The organism is Marinobacter adhaerens HP15 (assembly GCF_000166295.1).
Classification (GTDB): Bacteria; Pseudomonadota; Gammaproteobacteria; order Pseudomonadales; family Oleiphilaceae; genus Marinobacter; species Marinobacter adhaerens.
In genome coordinates, this window is the sequence record NC_017506.1 from 3,250,979 (window position 1) to 3,265,404 (window position 14,426).

General features: G+C 52.4%; 20 protein-coding genes. 5 read left to right on the forward strand and 15 right to left on the reverse strand.

The annotated features are described in order from the left end of the window. Window positions 1-108 precede the first annotated feature (108 nt). From HP15_RS21725 to HP15_RS15405, 10 genes are all read right to left on the reverse strand, one after another. Window positions 109-1,272, reverse strand: a complete 1,164-nt coding sequence (locus HP15_RS21725; protein WP_014578312.1) for a zonular occludens toxin domain-containing protein — start codon at window positions 1,270-1,272, stop codon at window positions 109-111. Window positions 1,273-1,290: 18 nt separating this feature from the next. Continuing rightward, window positions 1,291-1,554 carry a DUF2523 domain-containing protein gene (locus tag HP15_RS21730; RefSeq protein WP_014578313.1) on the reverse strand — a complete coding sequence of 88 codons (264 nt, stop codon included), beginning with the start codon at window positions 1,552-1,554 and terminating at the stop codon, window positions 1,291-1,293. A gap of 2 nt (window positions 1,555-1,556) precedes the next feature. After that, window positions 1,557-2,990: a hypothetical protein gene (locus HP15_RS15370; protein ID WP_169702171.1), complete on the reverse strand. Its 1,434-nt coding sequence runs from the start codon at window positions 2,988-2,990 to the stop codon at window positions 1,557-1,559. Window positions 2,991-3,048: 58 nt separating this feature from the next. Then, on the reverse strand, window positions 3,049-3,291 hold the full coding sequence (locus HP15_RS15375; RefSeq protein WP_014578315.1) for a hypothetical protein: 243 nt from the start codon (window positions 3,289-3,291) through the stop codon (window positions 3,049-3,051). A 5-nt stretch (window positions 3,292-3,296) separates the two neighbouring features. Next, complete coding sequence (locus HP15_RS15380; protein ID WP_014578316.1) at window positions 3,297-3,506, reverse strand: hypothetical protein; 210 nt, start codon at window positions 3,504-3,506, stop codon at window positions 3,297-3,299. 20 nt (window positions 3,507-3,526) lie between these two features. Beyond that, window positions 3,527-3,823 (reverse strand): hypothetical protein, encoded by a 297-nt coding sequence (locus tag HP15_RS15385; RefSeq protein WP_014578317.1) that lies wholly within the window; start codon window positions 3,821-3,823, stop codon window positions 3,527-3,529. A gap of 374 nt (window positions 3,824-4,197) precedes the next feature. Continuing rightward, window positions 4,198-4,464, reverse strand: coding sequence for a hypothetical protein (locus HP15_RS15390; protein ID WP_041645613.1), 267 nt, complete (start codon window positions 4,462-4,464; stop codon window positions 4,198-4,200). Then, window positions 4,461-4,988: a hypothetical protein gene (locus HP15_RS15395; protein WP_041645615.1), complete on the reverse strand. Its 528-nt coding sequence runs from the start codon at window positions 4,986-4,988 to the stop codon at window positions 4,461-4,463. The genes HP15_RS15390 and HP15_RS15395 overlap by 4 nt, the downstream gene beginning before the upstream one ends. Further along, the gene (locus HP15_RS15400) at window positions 4,985-5,263 is read right to left on the reverse strand and encodes a hypothetical protein (protein ID WP_014578321.1); all 279 of its coding nucleotides are present in this window, start codon (window positions 5,261-5,263) and stop codon (window positions 4,985-4,987) included. Before HP15_RS15400 ends, HP15_RS15395 begins: the two co-directional genes overlap by 4 nt. Continuing rightward, a complete protein-coding gene (locus tag HP15_RS15405) occupies window positions 5,260-5,529 on the reverse strand; it encodes a hypothetical protein (protein ID WP_014578322.1) in 270 nt (89 codons plus the stop codon). The genes HP15_RS15400 and HP15_RS15405 overlap by 4 nt, the downstream gene beginning before the upstream one ends. Before the next feature lie 81 nt (window positions 5,530-5,610). Between HP15_RS15405 and HP15_RS15410 the strand changes: the two genes are divergently transcribed. Together HP15_RS15410 and HP15_RS15415 are read left to right on the forward strand one after the other, a co-directional pair. After that, on the forward strand, window positions 5,611-6,288 hold the full coding sequence (locus HP15_RS15410) for an XRE family transcriptional regulator (RefSeq protein ID WP_014578323.1): 678 nt from the start codon (window positions 5,611-5,613) through the stop codon (window positions 6,286-6,288). 1 nt (window position 6,289) lies between these two features. Then, on the forward strand, window positions 6,290-7,003 hold the full coding sequence (locus HP15_RS15415) for a hypothetical protein (RefSeq protein ID WP_041645618.1): 714 nt from the start codon (window positions 6,290-6,292) through the stop codon (window positions 7,001-7,003). 263 nt (window positions 7,004-7,266) lie between these two features. Here the strand turns inward: HP15_RS15415 and HP15_RS15420 are convergent, their stop codons facing one another. The 4 genes from HP15_RS15420 to HP15_RS15435 form a co-directional block, all read right to left on the reverse strand. Then, window positions 7,267-7,812, reverse strand: coding sequence for a hypothetical protein (locus HP15_RS15420; protein ID WP_049784495.1), 546 nt, complete (start codon window positions 7,810-7,812; stop codon window positions 7,267-7,269). After that, window positions 7,805-8,695 carry a DUF4747 family protein gene (locus HP15_RS15425; protein WP_041645620.1) on the reverse strand — a complete coding sequence of 297 codons (891 nt, stop codon included), beginning with the start codon at window positions 8,693-8,695 and terminating at the stop codon, window positions 7,805-7,807. The genes HP15_RS15420 and HP15_RS15425 overlap by 8 nt, the downstream gene beginning before the upstream one ends. A 278-nt stretch (window positions 8,696-8,973) precedes the next feature. After that, a complete protein-coding gene (locus tag HP15_RS15430) occupies window positions 8,974-9,765 on the reverse strand; it encodes a hypothetical protein (RefSeq protein ID WP_014578326.1) in 792 nt (263 codons plus the stop codon). Then, window positions 9,762-10,568 (reverse strand): HNH endonuclease, encoded by an 807-nt coding sequence (locus tag HP15_RS15435; protein WP_014578327.1) that lies wholly within the window; start codon window positions 10,566-10,568, stop codon window positions 9,762-9,764. The genes HP15_RS15430 and HP15_RS15435 overlap by 4 nt, the downstream gene beginning before the upstream one ends. A gap of 102 nt (window positions 10,569-10,670) precedes the next feature. Here HP15_RS15435 and HP15_RS15440 point away from each other — a divergent pair, with 102 nt between their 5' ends. Both HP15_RS15440 and HP15_RS15445 read left to right on the forward strand, forming a co-directional pair. After that, the gene (locus HP15_RS15440; protein WP_169702172.1) at window positions 10,671-11,381 is read left to right on the forward strand and encodes a hypothetical protein; all 711 of its coding nucleotides are present in this window, start codon (window positions 10,671-10,673) and stop codon (window positions 11,379-11,381) included. Between the two features lie 293 nt (window positions 11,382-11,674). Further along, window positions 11,675-12,649 carry an MBL fold metallo-hydrolase gene (locus tag HP15_RS15445; protein WP_169702173.1) on the forward strand — a complete coding sequence of 325 codons (975 nt, stop codon included), beginning with the start codon at window positions 11,675-11,677 and terminating at the stop codon, window positions 12,647-12,649. Window positions 12,650-12,726: 77 nt separating this feature from the next. Here HP15_RS15445 and HP15_RS15450 read toward each other — a convergent pair whose 3' ends face one another. After that, the gene (locus HP15_RS15450; RefSeq protein WP_014578330.1) at window positions 12,727-13,533 is read right to left on the reverse strand and encodes a substrate-binding periplasmic protein; all 807 of its coding nucleotides are present in this window, start codon (window positions 13,531-13,533) and stop codon (window positions 12,727-12,729) included. Window positions 13,534-13,794: 261 nt separating this feature from the next. On the opposite strand from HP15_RS15450, the gene HP15_RS15455 reads away from it, so the two are divergent. Then, a complete protein-coding gene (locus tag HP15_RS15455; protein ID WP_014578331.1) occupies window positions 13,795-14,391 on the forward strand; it encodes an exopolysaccharide biosynthesis protein in 597 nt (198 codons plus the stop codon). The last annotated feature ends 35 nt before the right edge of the window (window positions 14,392-14,426 follow it).

Sequence of the window (14,426 nt, forward strand, 5' to 3'; positions counted from 1 at the left end):
ACTGTGGTTCTAAGTGGTTAAAAATCGACTACCGTCGTTTTCTATGAGACGTGTTACAGGGACGTCTCCAAGCCGCTGCGCGGCGCGTGGCGGTCGCTCCGCTCGCGCTCACGCGCCGTCGCCTTCCTTCTCGGGGAGTGCTGTTTGCAGGTAAGAAGACCGGGACTGTTTGTCCTCTTCTGTCCTCTCCGGCTCCCGATAGCTGTAGTAGGTGACTAGCTTGCCCTGGATGACGCAGAACGGTTCTCCGGTCTTGAGGAACTTGGCGCAGTTCCTGGAATGGATTTTCCGGGTGCCGGTTTCGCCCCAGATCCAGTAGATGTTGTTGACCTCGCCGACGATCCGCCACTTGTTGGAGAGCGGGAGCCAGCCGGGTTCGATTTCGTGTTTGACCTGGTGCGGTGCCCTGCCCTCTAGGCTGGCTCTGACCGCTCGGGTTTCTCGTGCGGTTCTGGCGCTCTGGGTGGCGGTGACGGGTTGCTGGTAGTTACCTGGTGTTGATTGTTCAGTGGCTGGCGTTAGTTCGTCTGTGTGCTCTTCGGGGCTGAAGTAGGCCACCGCTTTCCAGACACCGGCGACCATGATCAGGATCGCTACGGGGATTCCGAACTTGATGAGCGGGTGCTTCAGGACGTTGGCGCGGTCGTCGGCCTTTTCTTCCATGCCGGCGGCGAAGTCCGTTTTGTTCCGGGTGTGGCTCTTGTAGTACTGGTAGATCTCGGGCTTGTAGGAACCGTAGAGCTGGCGCATCGGTTTGCCAGGCTTCTGACCGGTGGCGGCGCCCATGAAGACATCGACACGGTACTTGTTCTTCTGGCCGATGGCGGTGAGCTTTACGGCCCGGTAGGTTTCCTCCACCAGGCCTCTGACGAACGCACAGAGCTGGGCCAGATCCTGGGTGACGAGAACGATTTCGTTAGTTCTTCCGTCCGGTCCGACGTTGTGGCGGTGCTCGGTGAAGAATTCCTTTTGGCATTGAGGAATGTTCGTTGCCTTCATGCCGCTTTTCCAGAAACGCCAGGCTTCGTCGATGATCCAGATGACGCCGGCTGGATGGCGTTCCAGGTCGAAGAACGTGTGATCGTTTTCGGCCTCTTTGTTGTCGAAAATCGTGACCTTGCCCTGGGGGTAATCGTCGCTCAGTCGTCCGAGCTTCAGGGGAATATTGGTGATGATGTGCCTGCCGGCTTCCAGGGCGGGGATGACGACGTTTTCGACGACGCCGTAACTCTTCCCCGATCCTGGAAGGCCTGAGTAACCGACGATGGACATAGGTTCCTCTTTGGTTTCTTAGCCAATGAACGGAATTCGGCGAAGGATGAAGCGGGCGATCAGGGCGGTCATCATGGCGGTTAGGCCGTAGTCGAATTCGAAGACGGTTAGGAAGTACAGCAGCTCTCCACCGATACCATCGAAGATCCCTTGAATGTCGACAATGTCGATTTCGGGAAGCCAGCCGAGCATGAGTTCCACGGCATCGACCAGCAGGCCGAAGAGCTGGCGCGGTATCCAAAGAACGATGTCGATCAGTGCGTCTAGCAGTTTCTGGATCATGGTTAAGCCCTCAGGAAGACGAAGACGGCGGCCAGGGTCCAGACGGCAACAAAGAGTATGGACAGCAGGCCGCGATGGTCAGAGAGAATCTGGCAGTGGCTGTCGATCGGCATGGCTTTCCAGAAGTCGGTGGCCGGGATGGTCCAGACCGGGCAGGTGTTGTTGCTGCTGATCGACGGGATGGTGGTCACCGCCTCGATGGTCGGGTTGGTGCTGATAAGCTGAAACAGGCGTTCGCTGCTATCCGCGAAGGTTGGCGCGTCGCCGAGGTTGTCAGTGCTGTAGCCGTCGTCGGGGCCGTCCTTGATTTCTTCCAGGCGATCGGCGGTGTCTTTGGTGTTCTGTTTGATGTCGGCCAGGTCGCCCAGGTAATCCTCGCCCTGGTCGTTGACGAGTCCGGTTCCGTCACCCCCTCCGGAGCCTCCACCACCCCCGGCGAGTTCGCCGTTTTCACCCATGGTTTTCAGCGAGGACAGGTCGGAGCCGATGCCCTCCAGGTGGCTTTCGATCTTGGCCAAGTGCTGGTTGGATTTGTCGGTGGCTTCATTGCCTTCACCGATGGCGTCGGCGACTTTGTCTAGGCCCTTATCAACGGACTCGGGATCGTTCTCACGCTGGTATTCATCCGGTTCCCCATCACCGTCTGTGTCGGTGTTCGGGGCTTCGGCGACTTCGTCTGGGTCAGGCTGGTTTTGCAGGGTTTCGCAGACGAAGCCGTGTTCGTCGATCACGCTGATGGTGCCGCCTTTGCACTTGGGGGCACCGTAATCGTCGGCCAGGCAGCGGATTTCTCCGTTGACCACGCCAACGGTTCCTCCGGTGCCATCGCCAGAGCACTGGTCGTAATCACCGCACATGGAGGCAGGCTCTGTTCCGTAACCTAAAACCAGTTCGCCGCGGTAATCGGGGGACTCGGGTGTGCATTCTTCGTCTTCTGGTTCCGGTGCGGACAGGCAGGTGCCATTGAAGGACCCATGCTGGCAGTGTTTGGTGCACTCCATTCCTTCATCGGCGTAAGGATTGAAGTTCTCACCTTTCTCCCGGCAGTATTCGGGCGTGTTCGGACCGGCGTAGAAGTAGACCGATTCGTAGTAGCCACCGGTGACCTGGGGGCGCCCGAGATAGAAGCCGGATTGATGGGGCTGCAGATCCATCCAGGGCAGGATTTTGCAGCGGTCGTTCTCGTTCTGGCAGCGAGGAAGCCAGTAGGAAGTCAGGGTTTCTTCATCGCGAGCTGCACAGCCGTGTGCTTCATCGTAATCGTCCTGGACCGTTGGATTTCGGCCATCGACCCAGGACATGCCACACTTTCGGTTGGCGTATTGGGTCCAGCCATCACGTCCTTCGCCATAACCAGAGCCGTAATCAATGGCGAAAGAGGGGGCTGATAAAAAGCAGAGCCCCAGGATCAGACATCCTTGAATAAGTAGACGCACAGCGCGACCCCCATCATGAAGAATGTCCAGTCCCAGAGCTCTGCCACGGGTTAATCTCCTACTTGATCATGCTCAGCAGGAGACGGGCACCCTTGCGGACGACGTAGAAGCCGGCCAGGACGCCCACTACAGCGATGACGCCGGTGATTTCACCGGAGAAATCGAGGCCGCCGGTGACGGTGGACCAATCAGCAGCGTTAGCCGCAGTGGCACCCAGGAAGGTGAGCGGAACAGCTGCGAATTGAGCAGCCGGCTTCATGTACTTGCGGGCTTGTGCCGCCTGGAACTTGATTGCATTCATAGCGATTACCTCAGCATTTTCAGAAGTTGACGGCCGCCCCATGCGACCGCCATGAGTGGCAAGGTCACGGTGAAGCCCTGGAAGATGGCTTCGGTGATCATTGCCGCGGTGTACTCGACGGGGGCCGTGTACACCACCTGGGTGATGGCGCCGGTGCAGTTCCAGCCAGAAGCTGTAATTGTCCAGTCGCCGTCACACAGGATTGCTTTGCTCACGGGTCCGTCTCCTTTCCCCGTTAAGCGGTTTTCTTGATGGGTTCCTGGGGCTTGAGCTCCAGGGCCTTGAAGGTGATCTTGCCGCCCTGCCCGGCTTTCATTTGGGCCTTAACAGTGAACATGCTGGGCAGGTTGCCGGCGTGGTTGCGCAGTTGGTCGATGTGTTTCCAGTCGCAGGCGATTTTCATGACTTCGTTGCCGACTCGGTTGTCATCATCTGCTTCGGCTGGGGAGTAGGCCCACAGGGAGCCACCCCGGTTGCCGTCAATGTCGTAGCGGGTGGCGCCGATGATCATGAGGTTCAGGTAGTTTTCCATTGCGTGTGTCCTCTGGTTTTGATTTCGGGTGTTGCTGTTGCTTGGTTGATGAATCCGGTCTTGCCGGGGTTTAACTCGTTTTCAGTGCCTTTCCTGGTGGTGATGGTGGAAAGGGTTTGAGTTGGGTTTTGCGACCCCTTCGGGGCGGGCTCTACTCGCTCTGCTCCTGGCCACTAAGGTGGCCACCCTTACGGGTAACGATCCCTGTCGCCTGCCGCACTCCGTTTGCCGCCTGTGCTCATGGTTCAGAATCAAGGGGCGGGCGTCCTCCCCCGACATCCTCACCACTCCGGATGCGCACTGTGGACCAGCCAGAGCCCGCCACAAGGCCAAGGGGCCTGCGGCCCTGGCGCTGCGCGCCAGCCTTGTAACGGTCACTGTCCGGCCCCCTGGTCGTGCGCGAGTGGTGACGATGACGGGGGCGGACTCGAAGGCTTTTCAGGGTGTTGGTCCTGGGCGCCAAAGGTCGGGCAGCCAGCCTCCAGCCATGCAGTCAAAACGGAACCTCCGAGGGTCCACAGATCTGTTCCGCGTTGGATGGCTTCCTGTTGCAGCTGGAGGTAGATGGAGGACGGGGTGCAGACGTAGAAACGGCGGTCTTTGTCTTCCACCTGGTCTTTTCTGGGTGGGATATGGCTCATGGTTGCGTCTCCGTGACGGTGGGAAGATCCAGGTGGCCGCAGTCCCAGGCGTCCCGCAGTTGTATGAGGCGGTCAAAGGCCGGGCTGTGATGGCCGTTGGCTTCCAGTTCGTGGATCAGGGCGTCGGTGAAGCCGGCTTTGCAGCGGGCCATGTAGTCGCACGGGTAGTCGGTGCGGACTTCCTGCAGGTGGCTTAAGTGGTGCAGGAGATTGTTAAAAAGGCCTTCCAGGGCCTGGGCAGTGAGCGCAGAGGACGGACGAGGGCCCTGGAAGGCAAAAGCGCTGTTCCGAATTTCTTTGGCCAGAATCCGGTTTGTGAGCTGGCCATGAAGCCTCTGGGCGGCCGCGTGATGATGGAGGTTGCCCAATACGAACAGCTGGGCAGCGGCTTTGATAGCGGCGTCTACGTCGTCGTTATTCAGGGCCTTCAAGCCGGTTTGGAACACATTTACAGGCTCGGATTTCGGGCGCTGAAAAGCGAGGCTGTTTAGCTTGCGGGCGACGTTTAGGCGTGAGGACTTCATGCGGCGGCCCTCAGTGCGGTACAGGCTTGCCCTACCGCCCAGGCATTGAAGTCGCGGGTTTCGTCCTGGAGGAAGAATTCGGCCCAGGTGATGGTGAGGTTGAGGCCGTACCAGTAGAGGTCAGAATCAACGCCCATATTAGAGGACACCATCTGATGGATCTGGCTGATGCGTTGGGCGGCTTCTTCGTAATTGCCTTCCTGGTGGGCTTCACAGGCTTGCTGGAAGCGCAGGCGCATGATGGTTTTCTTTTGGTTGCGAACGTCCGGAGTCATTGCCAGTCCTCCTGGTCAAGGGCCTGCTGAGAGAGCGCAGCAATATTGACCATGCGCACCCGGCCGATTTTGAGTGAAGGCAGATGTCCCTTTTCGATCTGGCCCCTGACCTGCCCTTCCGTTAAGCCCGTAAGTTGGGCGTAGCGGTCCTGAGTCATGACGGGGGTTGCGATCAGAATGATTTGCTTTTGCTCGTCCACTGTTTTGCACTCTGCTACACTAAATTTCACATTTAGCTGCTCACGAATGAGCAGTTTACTGATCATAAGCAGAATATAGGCCTAAAAAAGCTTACAGTCAACAGTAAACTGTTAAGTTTTTAAGCCTTTAACTGGTGACAACCAAAAATGCGTGAAGAAATAAAGTCAGAAGAGCAGCAAACTGTTGACGACAGCGGCTTCACCGAACGTTTAAAGGGCCTCGTTGGTAGCGGATCGGCAAGGTCGTTCGCACATAAGGCAGGTATGGGGGACAGCACTTTTAGAAATATTCTAAACGGCGCCCTGCCCCGGCTGGACAGTTTACTGCGCATTGCAAAAGCGGCCGGAGTATCGGTGGAATGGCTAGCAACAGGGAAAGAACCAGCAAAGTCTGATTCACAATTTGAGGAAGAGTTTGCTCTTATCCCTGGATACAATGTGCAGGTGGCAGCCGGCCATGGATCAATTGCCGGGGATGAAGCACCAACCCGAGAACTGGCGTTTAGAAGGAAGTGGCTGAGGTTTCGGGGACTGCAGGAAAACGAATTGGCGCTGGTTTTTGCCAAAGGCGACTCAATGGAGCCGACCATTTCTGACAATGAGACTGTGATGGTAGACACTAGCGAAAAGAAGCTAAGAGACGGACACATCTATGTGATCCGGAACGGGGATCACTTGTTGGTTAAACGGATTCAAACGCTTTGGAATGACGGAGTCCAATTACTCAGTGACAACAAAGAATATCCGCCGCAAGAGATATCTAAATCAGACTTGGAAAATCTCGATGTAATAGGCAAAGTGGTTTGGGTTGGCAAGGATCTCTGAAGTGACTGAGAAAACAAGCAACACGGTACTGAACGCAACAATATTCTTTCTATTTGGCTTCTTAGTTGGCGTTGCGGTATTAGGAACTAGCATAAGTGGATCTGACATTTCTTCATTTTTTATTGCTGTGGCTGCGGTTTATGGTGTTGTAAAGTGGCGAGCTCAGCATGATTATCAACGAGAGAAAGAAGATCAAAGACAAATAATAAAACTAGTTAAAAAATGCTCCTCATACTGCTTTGAATGGCACATAGCTCAAAAGCTTATTTCAGACAATTTAACGTCATATATCAACAAGAAAAACGATGACCTAGCAACTGAAATAAACAAGTGGATAGTCAAAAAAGGCCTAGAACGAATAGAAGACTGCAAGGATAGACTAAGAGACTCCTGCTCTGAATTAGAGTCAGAAGCGGCGACAAACTCAATTGTTAACAATAGTCGAGACTTATTTTTCCACATACACTGCATGCTACATCGAGCAAGTGATTGCATTTCTACTGCAAACTCAACTATATCTGTATTCCAAAGCTTTGAGTCACTACCTTACAACAAAGAATCCGACTTTAAAGATATCAAGGAGATGGCAATTCTCGAATATAAAAAATTTATGCTTGAAGCAAAGAATGTAGAGAACATGCTAGGCATAAGAAATAGCACTAGAACAAAAGCCAGAAGTTATCAAGCACTAAAGGATCTTGACGAAGCTGAGTAAAAAATCCAGTATCAGCTGCGATGATGTCGACACCACTCTACCGCTGTATGCGTTTTCTCTGAAGTCACACGATCTAGTCAATGGAAACTCTTAACAATACATATCTATAATTTCGCCCAGCATATTAAATACTCCTAACAACATAGGCGCAGTGATTAGAGCAAAGGGAAGGAGACATATCTTAGTCGCACCTGCATTTTACAACACCCAATTTGTGACAATTGACATACTACAAATAATTATTGCGCTTACTGCAAACATGACTAGCCGTCGTTAGAGGGCGGAGAAAAGATATCATAAATAGCCACTAATCTAAAAATTGCAATTACCGCTGCTACGGAGAGCGTCAGCGCATAAATAGTGAAAAATGAACCTATATAAGAGAAAATAAATTTTATGTCCGGATAAGGCTCACAGATAGAGAAGCAAAGAGTTATTGAAGAGTTTAGAAGCTCTGGCGTAGACTCATACAATACCGAATATAACAGAGCTAGCACTTGACAAAAAATAAAGTGTGCAAAACTTGCACTTATCTCAACCAAGGGCGAGGCCTCATCTTTGGTAGACCCAGAGATAACGGAAAGGAATTTTTTATCACCGAAGGCAACGAAAATCGCAAACCCCCCAAGTGTGAAGCCTAAAAGGTCTGGGAAAATTCCTTGAGAGTACTCAATCCACTTCTCTTCACGCCAAAGCGGAAAGAAAACAAATGAAAGAAATACCGAGGACCATAAGTAGGGACTGGTAAACAGAGCTTTCCAACCTCCGTAAGCCTCCCAATAACCTTTCGGTCTTTCAGGGTTAGGCATTGCTCACCCACTCAGCAAATTTATCTTTAATTTTTTTTGCGAAATTAGAAAACGCTTGGGTTTCAAGCTCGACCTCCTCATCGTAGAAAACACTATCATTAAGAGGATGATCATCGGTTTTATACTCTTGCTTGTGCCCTTCTTCGTCTTTCCCTTTGATGTAAACGCGGCCATTGCGAGCTGCGACGTCCGCCTCACTTCTTAGCTCATCATCAGGCGTCATTCCTTCACCTTTTACAGATCTATAAGAAGTGTCAACTCCACTAGCATTCACACTATTGAGCCTACCGAGTATTTTCTGCTCTGTTTTCGCGAAACCATCTGGATTTGGCCTGAAGATGGTTAACCTCAGCGTTTCCAACATGTGGATCCTGAACGCTGAATCGAGTTCATCTCGATCAGGAACAAGCGTGACTTCCACGTTTCCATACTTCTCTATAACCCTGGAATTACTTAGCAGTCCATCTATCATCCTCAGACAACTCGAGGGTCCCATCCTCTTCTTGCCTGCGTAAGTTTGGAAAACAAAAAGATGGCTTTCCGGAAAGAACAAGAAAGAAAGCCTCTGTCCATTGGGGCGTAGATTTGGTGGAATTGACACACTGCGGACTTCGTTCTTAGCTACTTGCTCCTGGGTATCCATATCGAACCAACCGTCGATGGTGGTAAACCTCAGAATGTCGCCATAATAACACCAGTCGTCAACGTAGCTTGACTCCTCATGGAACTGAATTATCTGTCCCCACTCCCGACTAGCTATTTTTGCACTAAGGTTCCAACGCAGAATGTCCTTGAACAAGGAAATATAATCTTCTGGCCTATGACCTTCAGTAGTCAGCCTGATGTTAAGAGCAGAAGCTTGTATTTTCTTTTCGCGAGCCATAATGAATCCTTTCTTGTTCTACGGTGTGTACGGCGATGGTATTTCTAACCATATAATTTTTGCAAATTAGATTTTCACCTACGTCAATACTGATGACAAACGAGGTGTAATCAGTCCAAGGGTTTGCCAAACATCTCAATGATCGAGCATTCAGATCTTTTCCTATCTAAAAGGTAGGCGAGCGTCCTTTTCAATGCGATTCAATGATATAAAAGACCACCAGCCACATTGATTTGTCCCGAGTGTATGCCATATCGGCGCTTTATAATGCTGTGATTTTAACTCTGCTGGTTTAAGACCGCGATCTCACCGGCGGCTTTGTGAAGCATTTTTTTCAGCTCTTCGGGATCTGTCTCTGGGGATTCCATTTCAGTGCCGGAATCCCACTGTTTGATGCGACGCCTCATCTTCCAACGATGAAAAGCGCTGCTTTTCCTGGCAAGCTCCAGTAAAACCTCATCGACGGCAGCAAGAAGCTCGCGTGACGACTGAATTTGCTGTTTCTCGAGCAACGCATTGCAAACCAGTCGAGTATTCTTTCTTACCTGCTCAGGAAGCGTCTGGTCTACCTCGCTTTCGAGTAGATCTTTAACCTCTACCAGATAATCTTTCTGGGCTTCCAAAGCTGCAGGCAGCTTCGCAATAAAGGCGATCCTATTGGCCATAAACGGATCATCCTTTGATAAATCTGTTGTTGCTGCGCTCACTGCTTCCGAAAAGCTCGCTCCGTCCAACGCGAAGAACCTTTCTTCCAGCGCAGAACCGAACTGTGAAGCTTTTTCCTTATTCACTCTAACGGTTTTCTCGTCAACGTCGCCAATCTCTTCTGAAAGAGCCGACACCGTTGAGGAGACCGTGGAGCCTACTGTCTTTTCTACATCTTGGATAAGCGCGAAGAGGGAAACTCGCACCTGCATGACAAGAAAGAGAGCATGTCGGACGGACTTTTTGATCTCAAGCCTTGTTTTATACCCATAGGCAACTGCAGCGACCAAGGCTGAAAAAACGACACCGTTCTGTTCAATGAAATGGGTAATCCAGCTCCATAACCATTGCATAGCGTCGATCATGCTTTGAGTTCCTTCTGCTTGATGAGCTGCATCACTTGCTCAACCGTAAGCGTTCGATCACGTCTCCGGTGAACAATCGTGTGACAGTTTGCGCAGAGAGGTATTAAATCCGTTTTGGGGTCGACTTCCTGCGCCTCGCCATTTTCGAAAAGTGGTTTAGTGTGGTGAATGTGAATGAGTCCCTTTCCGTAATCGCCATATGTCTCGCCGAAATGAAAGTCGCAGGCTTTGCACCTCAACCCATGTATATCGATCGCACGTTTCCGTAGCTTGGGATCCCGCTCATATACCGTGGTATAAACAACCCTTTTTTTACCCTCAATACCGGTAGACGAAAGATCACGTTGACCTTTGGTTTTAAAGGTTCCAGGAGGAACAGGGAGAGGGCTGGAGGCATCTAGAATACGTTCAAACACGTCCGGACTGATGCCTCGAACGGATCGCCGCCAATAATTGGATTTCTGTGATTCGGGAATGTCCTCAAAGGTCTCCCCGTCCACTTTGTGTGGCACGGCTTCCAAAAACTCCTGATAATTTATTAGGCGGGCCATCCAGCCACCGCCCTCCTCTTTGCTGAGCGCATCAATACTGGCAATTTCGGCCACTCCGAAATAGTGAGGTTGATTTGAGAGGCGGGCAGATTCGTACTTTTTATCTTTTCCTATTCGTCCCTTGTAGTAGACAACTTTTGTTCCAGGCTCCAAATACTTCTGGTACATGACGGGATAGTGGTACTGAACACCCGTCTCGTCATCCCATTTCGACTCATCGTTTTCTGTAATGACTGCAAAGCCTGTGGACACAACATCCCTCCTTAGAATCTAACTTTTCGTCAGAGTATCAGGATCAGAAAGGTAGTCTAAGCTGGTAGACATAAAGTTTGACTATGAATTGCAATCGGGGGAATGATGCTTGTTAGGAACACTCGAACGGGAGAACAACTCGACCTGGAAGGAAGTGTTGCGGAAAGGTGGCACCACTCATGCTCACCATGGACTTATGGATGGAAGTCGAAGATCAACCCGACTGGATACAACTTCTCCGAGATCGAGCCTGAGTCGATGCACCAATTTTGGAATAACAACATGGCGTTCGTAAGGTCTGCTCTTATAGCTAGACAACTGTCAGCATCTATCAAGGAGCTCGGAGTAACCAACATTATATGGACTCAGCTGATCAACAGCAGCTACACGACCGCCGTTATTGAGTGGTGCAAGGCATACGGGACCAACAACGAGGAATTCCATTGGAAAAAGGTTTTCGGGGAAAACTCGAGTTTTATAACTGATCTTTCTTGGGAGCTAAATCTTACCAAGGACGATTTAGAGCGCTATCGCGTCGCGATGACAGAAGCACGGTCAAAAAGAATTGCGCACTCGAACATGGATGGAGAGGCTGAAATAAAGCTTCCCCAATTCGATACCGCTATCAATATGGCACGTGCAACCCATGCCTTAGTGATCGAGTTAATTCCGAGAATCCCCACAGAACCTAATGAGATATACAGGCTGAATCCACCGAACTTCGAGTCTTGGATAACTCACCTCCAAGATTCCATTAGCTCGACGATCCCCGATGCACTAGCTGCTACCAAAAACGTCGTATTCGAAAGATAGAAACCCCAGGTGTCAACAAAGTGTCCACGCCTTTGCGCTTTTCTGTGGTCATGAGTGGTTTTCTAACTTTGGAAGTGACTGTTTTAACGGTGATAGTGGTTTGCTGTGTTGCTTCGAGAGCGTGCGACATCGGGTTCAATTCCCGCCGTCTCCACCAAACAACCAAAAGGCCTCGTCCCACGACGAGGCCTTTTTTTGTGCCCGGCCAGAGTGGTCTAAACTGGTTCCCTCAACGAAGATTACCCCCACACCCAAACATTCATTCTGTTTACAAGACGGAAGAGGGATTACGTATGCCTACCATGCTGACTCGCATTACCGGCCTGACCGCCGGTGTTCTGTTTGCGGCCGCCGCCCAGGCGGAGGCTCCGATGGTAAAAGAGCAGGCTCCGGGCTATTACCGCACCATGCTCGGCAACTTCGAAATAACCGCCCTGTCCGATGGCACCGTCAAGCTGCCGGTGGACAAACTGTTGCTGAACACCACCGAAGAACACGTGCATAACACCCTGGCGGATAACTTCCTCTCTGCCCCGCTCGACACGTCCGTTAACGGCTATCTGATCAACACCGGCAACCATCTGGTGCTGGTGGATACCGGTGCAGGCAGCCTGTTTGGCCCGACTCTCGGAAAACTGGTTGAACATCTGAAAGCGTCCGGTTACGAGCCCGCAGATGTCGACGAGATCTACATCACGCACATGCATCCGGACCATGTTGGCGGGTTGGTGTCAGACGGTGAAATTGTGTTCCCGAATGCCATTGTCCGCGCCAGCGTGGAAGACCAGAATTTTTGGCTGAACGAAGACAACCTGAAGGCCGCTGACGAAGGTTCCAAGGGCTTTTTCAAAGGCGCGATGGCCTCTTTGAATCCGTATGTCGAGTCCGGCCAGTTCAAGCCTTTCGACAAAGACCAGGAGCTTGTGCCGGGTATTTCTGCAGTGTCCGCCAGCGGGCACACCCCGGGCCACAGCCTTTACAAGGTGGAAAGCGGGGACAACACGCTGATGCTTTGGGGCGACCTGATTCACGTGGCAGCGGTTCAGTTCCCGCAGCCGGACATTGCCATCCAGTTCGATGTGAACAGTGAACAGGCAGTGGAGTCTCGTGCACAGGCCTTTGCCGACGCTCAGGAAACCGGGTACTGGGTAGGCTCCGCCCACCTGTCTTTTCCCGGCCTGGGGCACCTGAAAAGCGCAGACCAGGGTTATGAATTCATTCCTGCCAACTATCAGGGTGGTGTCGGCGCCACTGAAACTGGCGAGTGATGAACCAATCCTGAAGACGAAAAAGCCGGAGCAACCCTCCGGCTTTTTTCATTCGCTTTTGGCAGATTTGCTACCGCCTAAAGGCCTGCCAAAGAACAATCCTCTGGGTCATCTTCAGTTTCTGACAGCCCAGCACATGCAGCCACGCAAACATACCGATTCACGATCGATGCAAAGGTGCCATCATCCAGCATCGACTGCAGCGCGCGATCAAAATCTGCCACAAATCCGGCTGTAACCGTGGCTTTGGAGAAAACAAAGTACGCGGGCTTGTTGGACACGACCAGGGAGCTGGGAATAAGAGTTCCGGTCAGCCCCAGTTCCTGAATCTCGTAGAGCCCGGTTAACTGACTCGCCACCACACCATCGACCCGATCCCGGGCCAGCATGAGCCATAGCGGCTCCCTGCGGGAGAGGTACTCGATGTTTTTGTCGTAGTCTGGATTCTGGATGAGGGCGCTGTATTCATCGCTGTAGGACACATGAATCTGGGCACCAAGCCTGAAACCCGATTCCAGCAGCTGCCGCAAGCCATTCAGCTCGAACCTGGACTCGTCAGATCGCCGAATAAACAGGATATTGGGCGATACCAGACCGACCACTTCGGAGTAATGGGCATACTCCTCTCGCTCCGGAGTCCGGTAAGCGCCGGAAAGCATATCCACATGCCCGTCACGCAACTCCCGAAGCGCCCTGGCCCATGGCATCTTCTGAAAGGAAATCCCGCAATCCAGGCGTCCCATGGCCTCACGGACCAGGTCGGCATCAATGCCGACCACCTTACCCTCCTGAACCATGAAATACGGCGGATCATCGTCCCAGCGCAGGGTGATGTCGCAGTCGCCATAGCTTGGGGCGGAAAAACAGAGAATGAACGCGAGCACCAAAGCAGGTCTGCACAGGGCGGGCGTCAAAAAACGCGGGTGCAACAACTTTGAGAACGGCAACCCGTTGCTCTGGCCTGGATACATCTTTGATGCCGTCGACGAAGGAAGGTCTAATTAATATAGACTAATTGATCAGGCACTCAATATTCTGAGTAGCAACGCCCGGGCTAACTCCCTGTCATCTTGTGTTCATGCACTCGTTGCGCAATCAAGGTAGTGTCTGCAAAACCTGTTCAATAGGAGACCACGAGCACCACCATGAACCAGCCAGACGATCCGGCCAGCCTGACAGAACTTCTGGAACGCCTTCGCGCAAACACCGAGGGTCAGGTTCAGGTGTCTGTGGGCGATGTACTGGCAGCTGTTGGTGAACGTTCCTTCGGGCCGATGGTTTTGATCGCCGGCGTAATCACCCTGGCCCCGCTGATAGGTGATATTCCGGGAGTACCGACGCTGCTTGGTCTTATGGTGCTACTCACCCTGGGGCAACTGATTTTCCAGCGCCACTCGATCTGGATTCCCTCAAAGCTGGCGCGCCGGAACATCGAAAGAGAAAAGCTTGCCAGGGGGCTGGACTGGATGAACAAGCCCGCCCGGTTTGTGGATCGATGGACAAAACAAAGGCTGCTCTGGCTGGTTCGCGGGCCGGGGCAATACGTTATCGCCATCATCTGTATGATTGTGGCCGCTGCCATGCCACTGATGGAGGTGATTCCATTCAGCGCCAACGGTGCCGGAATCGCCCTGATGGCGTTTGGCCTGGCTATCGTGGCGCGGGACGGTCTGCTTGCCCTGGTGGCAATCCTGGCGACCGGCGGCACCGCCTGGTTCATCCTGAATAACCTCCCCTGGTAGGCAGCACTTCCGGCAGGGATCGCCAGAGACCTGTG

Excerpts from the sequence above, each read along its gene's own strand:
- HP15_RS21725 (WP_014578312.1), bottom strand. The coding sequence starts at position 1,272 with ATGTCCATCGTCGGTTACTCAGGCCTTCCAGGATCGGGGAAGAGTTAC.
- HP15_RS21730 (WP_014578313.1), bottom strand. The coding sequence starts at position 1,554 with ATGATCCAGAAACTGCTAGACGCACTGATCGACATCGTTCTTTGGATA.
- HP15_RS15375 (WP_014578315.1), bottom strand. The coding sequence starts at position 3,291 with ATGAATGCAATCAAGTTCCAGGCGGCACAAGCCCGCAAGTACATGAAG.
- HP15_RS15385 (WP_014578317.1), bottom strand. The coding sequence starts at position 3,823 with ATGGAAAACTACCTGAACCTCATGATCATCGGCGCCACCCGCTACGAC.
- HP15_RS15390 (WP_041645613.1), bottom strand. The coding sequence starts at position 4,464 with ATGAGCCATATCCCACCCAGAAAAGACCAGGTGGAAGACAAAGACCGC.
- HP15_RS15395 (WP_041645615.1), bottom strand. The coding sequence starts at position 4,988 with ATGAAGTCCTCACGCCTAAACGTCGCCCGCAAGCTAAACAGCCTCGCT.
- HP15_RS15400 (WP_014578321.1), bottom strand. The coding sequence starts at position 5,263 with ATGACTCCGGACGTTCGCAACCAAAAGAAAACCATCATGCGCCTGCGC.
- HP15_RS15405 (WP_014578322.1), bottom strand. The coding sequence starts at position 5,529 with ATGATCAGTAAACTGCTCATTCGTGAGCAGCTAAATGTGAAATTTAGT.
- HP15_RS15410 (WP_014578323.1), top strand. The coding sequence starts at position 5,611 with ATGCGTGAAGAAATAAAGTCAGAAGAGCAGCAAACTGTTGACGACAGC.
- HP15_RS15420 (WP_049784495.1), bottom strand. The coding sequence starts at position 7,812 with ATGCCTAACCCTGAAAGACCGAAAGGTTATTGGGAGGCTTACGGAGGT.
- HP15_RS15425 (WP_041645620.1), bottom strand. The coding sequence starts at position 8,695 with ATGGCTCGCGAAAAGAAAATACAAGCTTCTGCTCTTAACATCAGGCTG.
- HP15_RS15430 (WP_014578326.1), bottom strand. The coding sequence starts at position 9,765 with ATGATCGACGCTATGCAATGGTTATGGAGCTGGATTACCCATTTCATT.
- HP15_RS15440 (WP_169702172.1), top strand. The coding sequence starts at position 10,671 with ATGATGCTTGTTAGGAACACTCGAACGGGAGAACAACTCGACCTGGAA.
- HP15_RS15445 (WP_169702173.1), top strand. The coding sequence starts at position 11,675 with ATGCCTACCATGCTGACTCGCATTACCGGCCTGACCGCCGGTGTTCTG.
- HP15_RS15455 (WP_014578331.1), top strand. The coding sequence starts at position 13,795 with ATGAACCAGCCAGACGATCCGGCCAGCCTGACAGAACTTCTGGAACGC.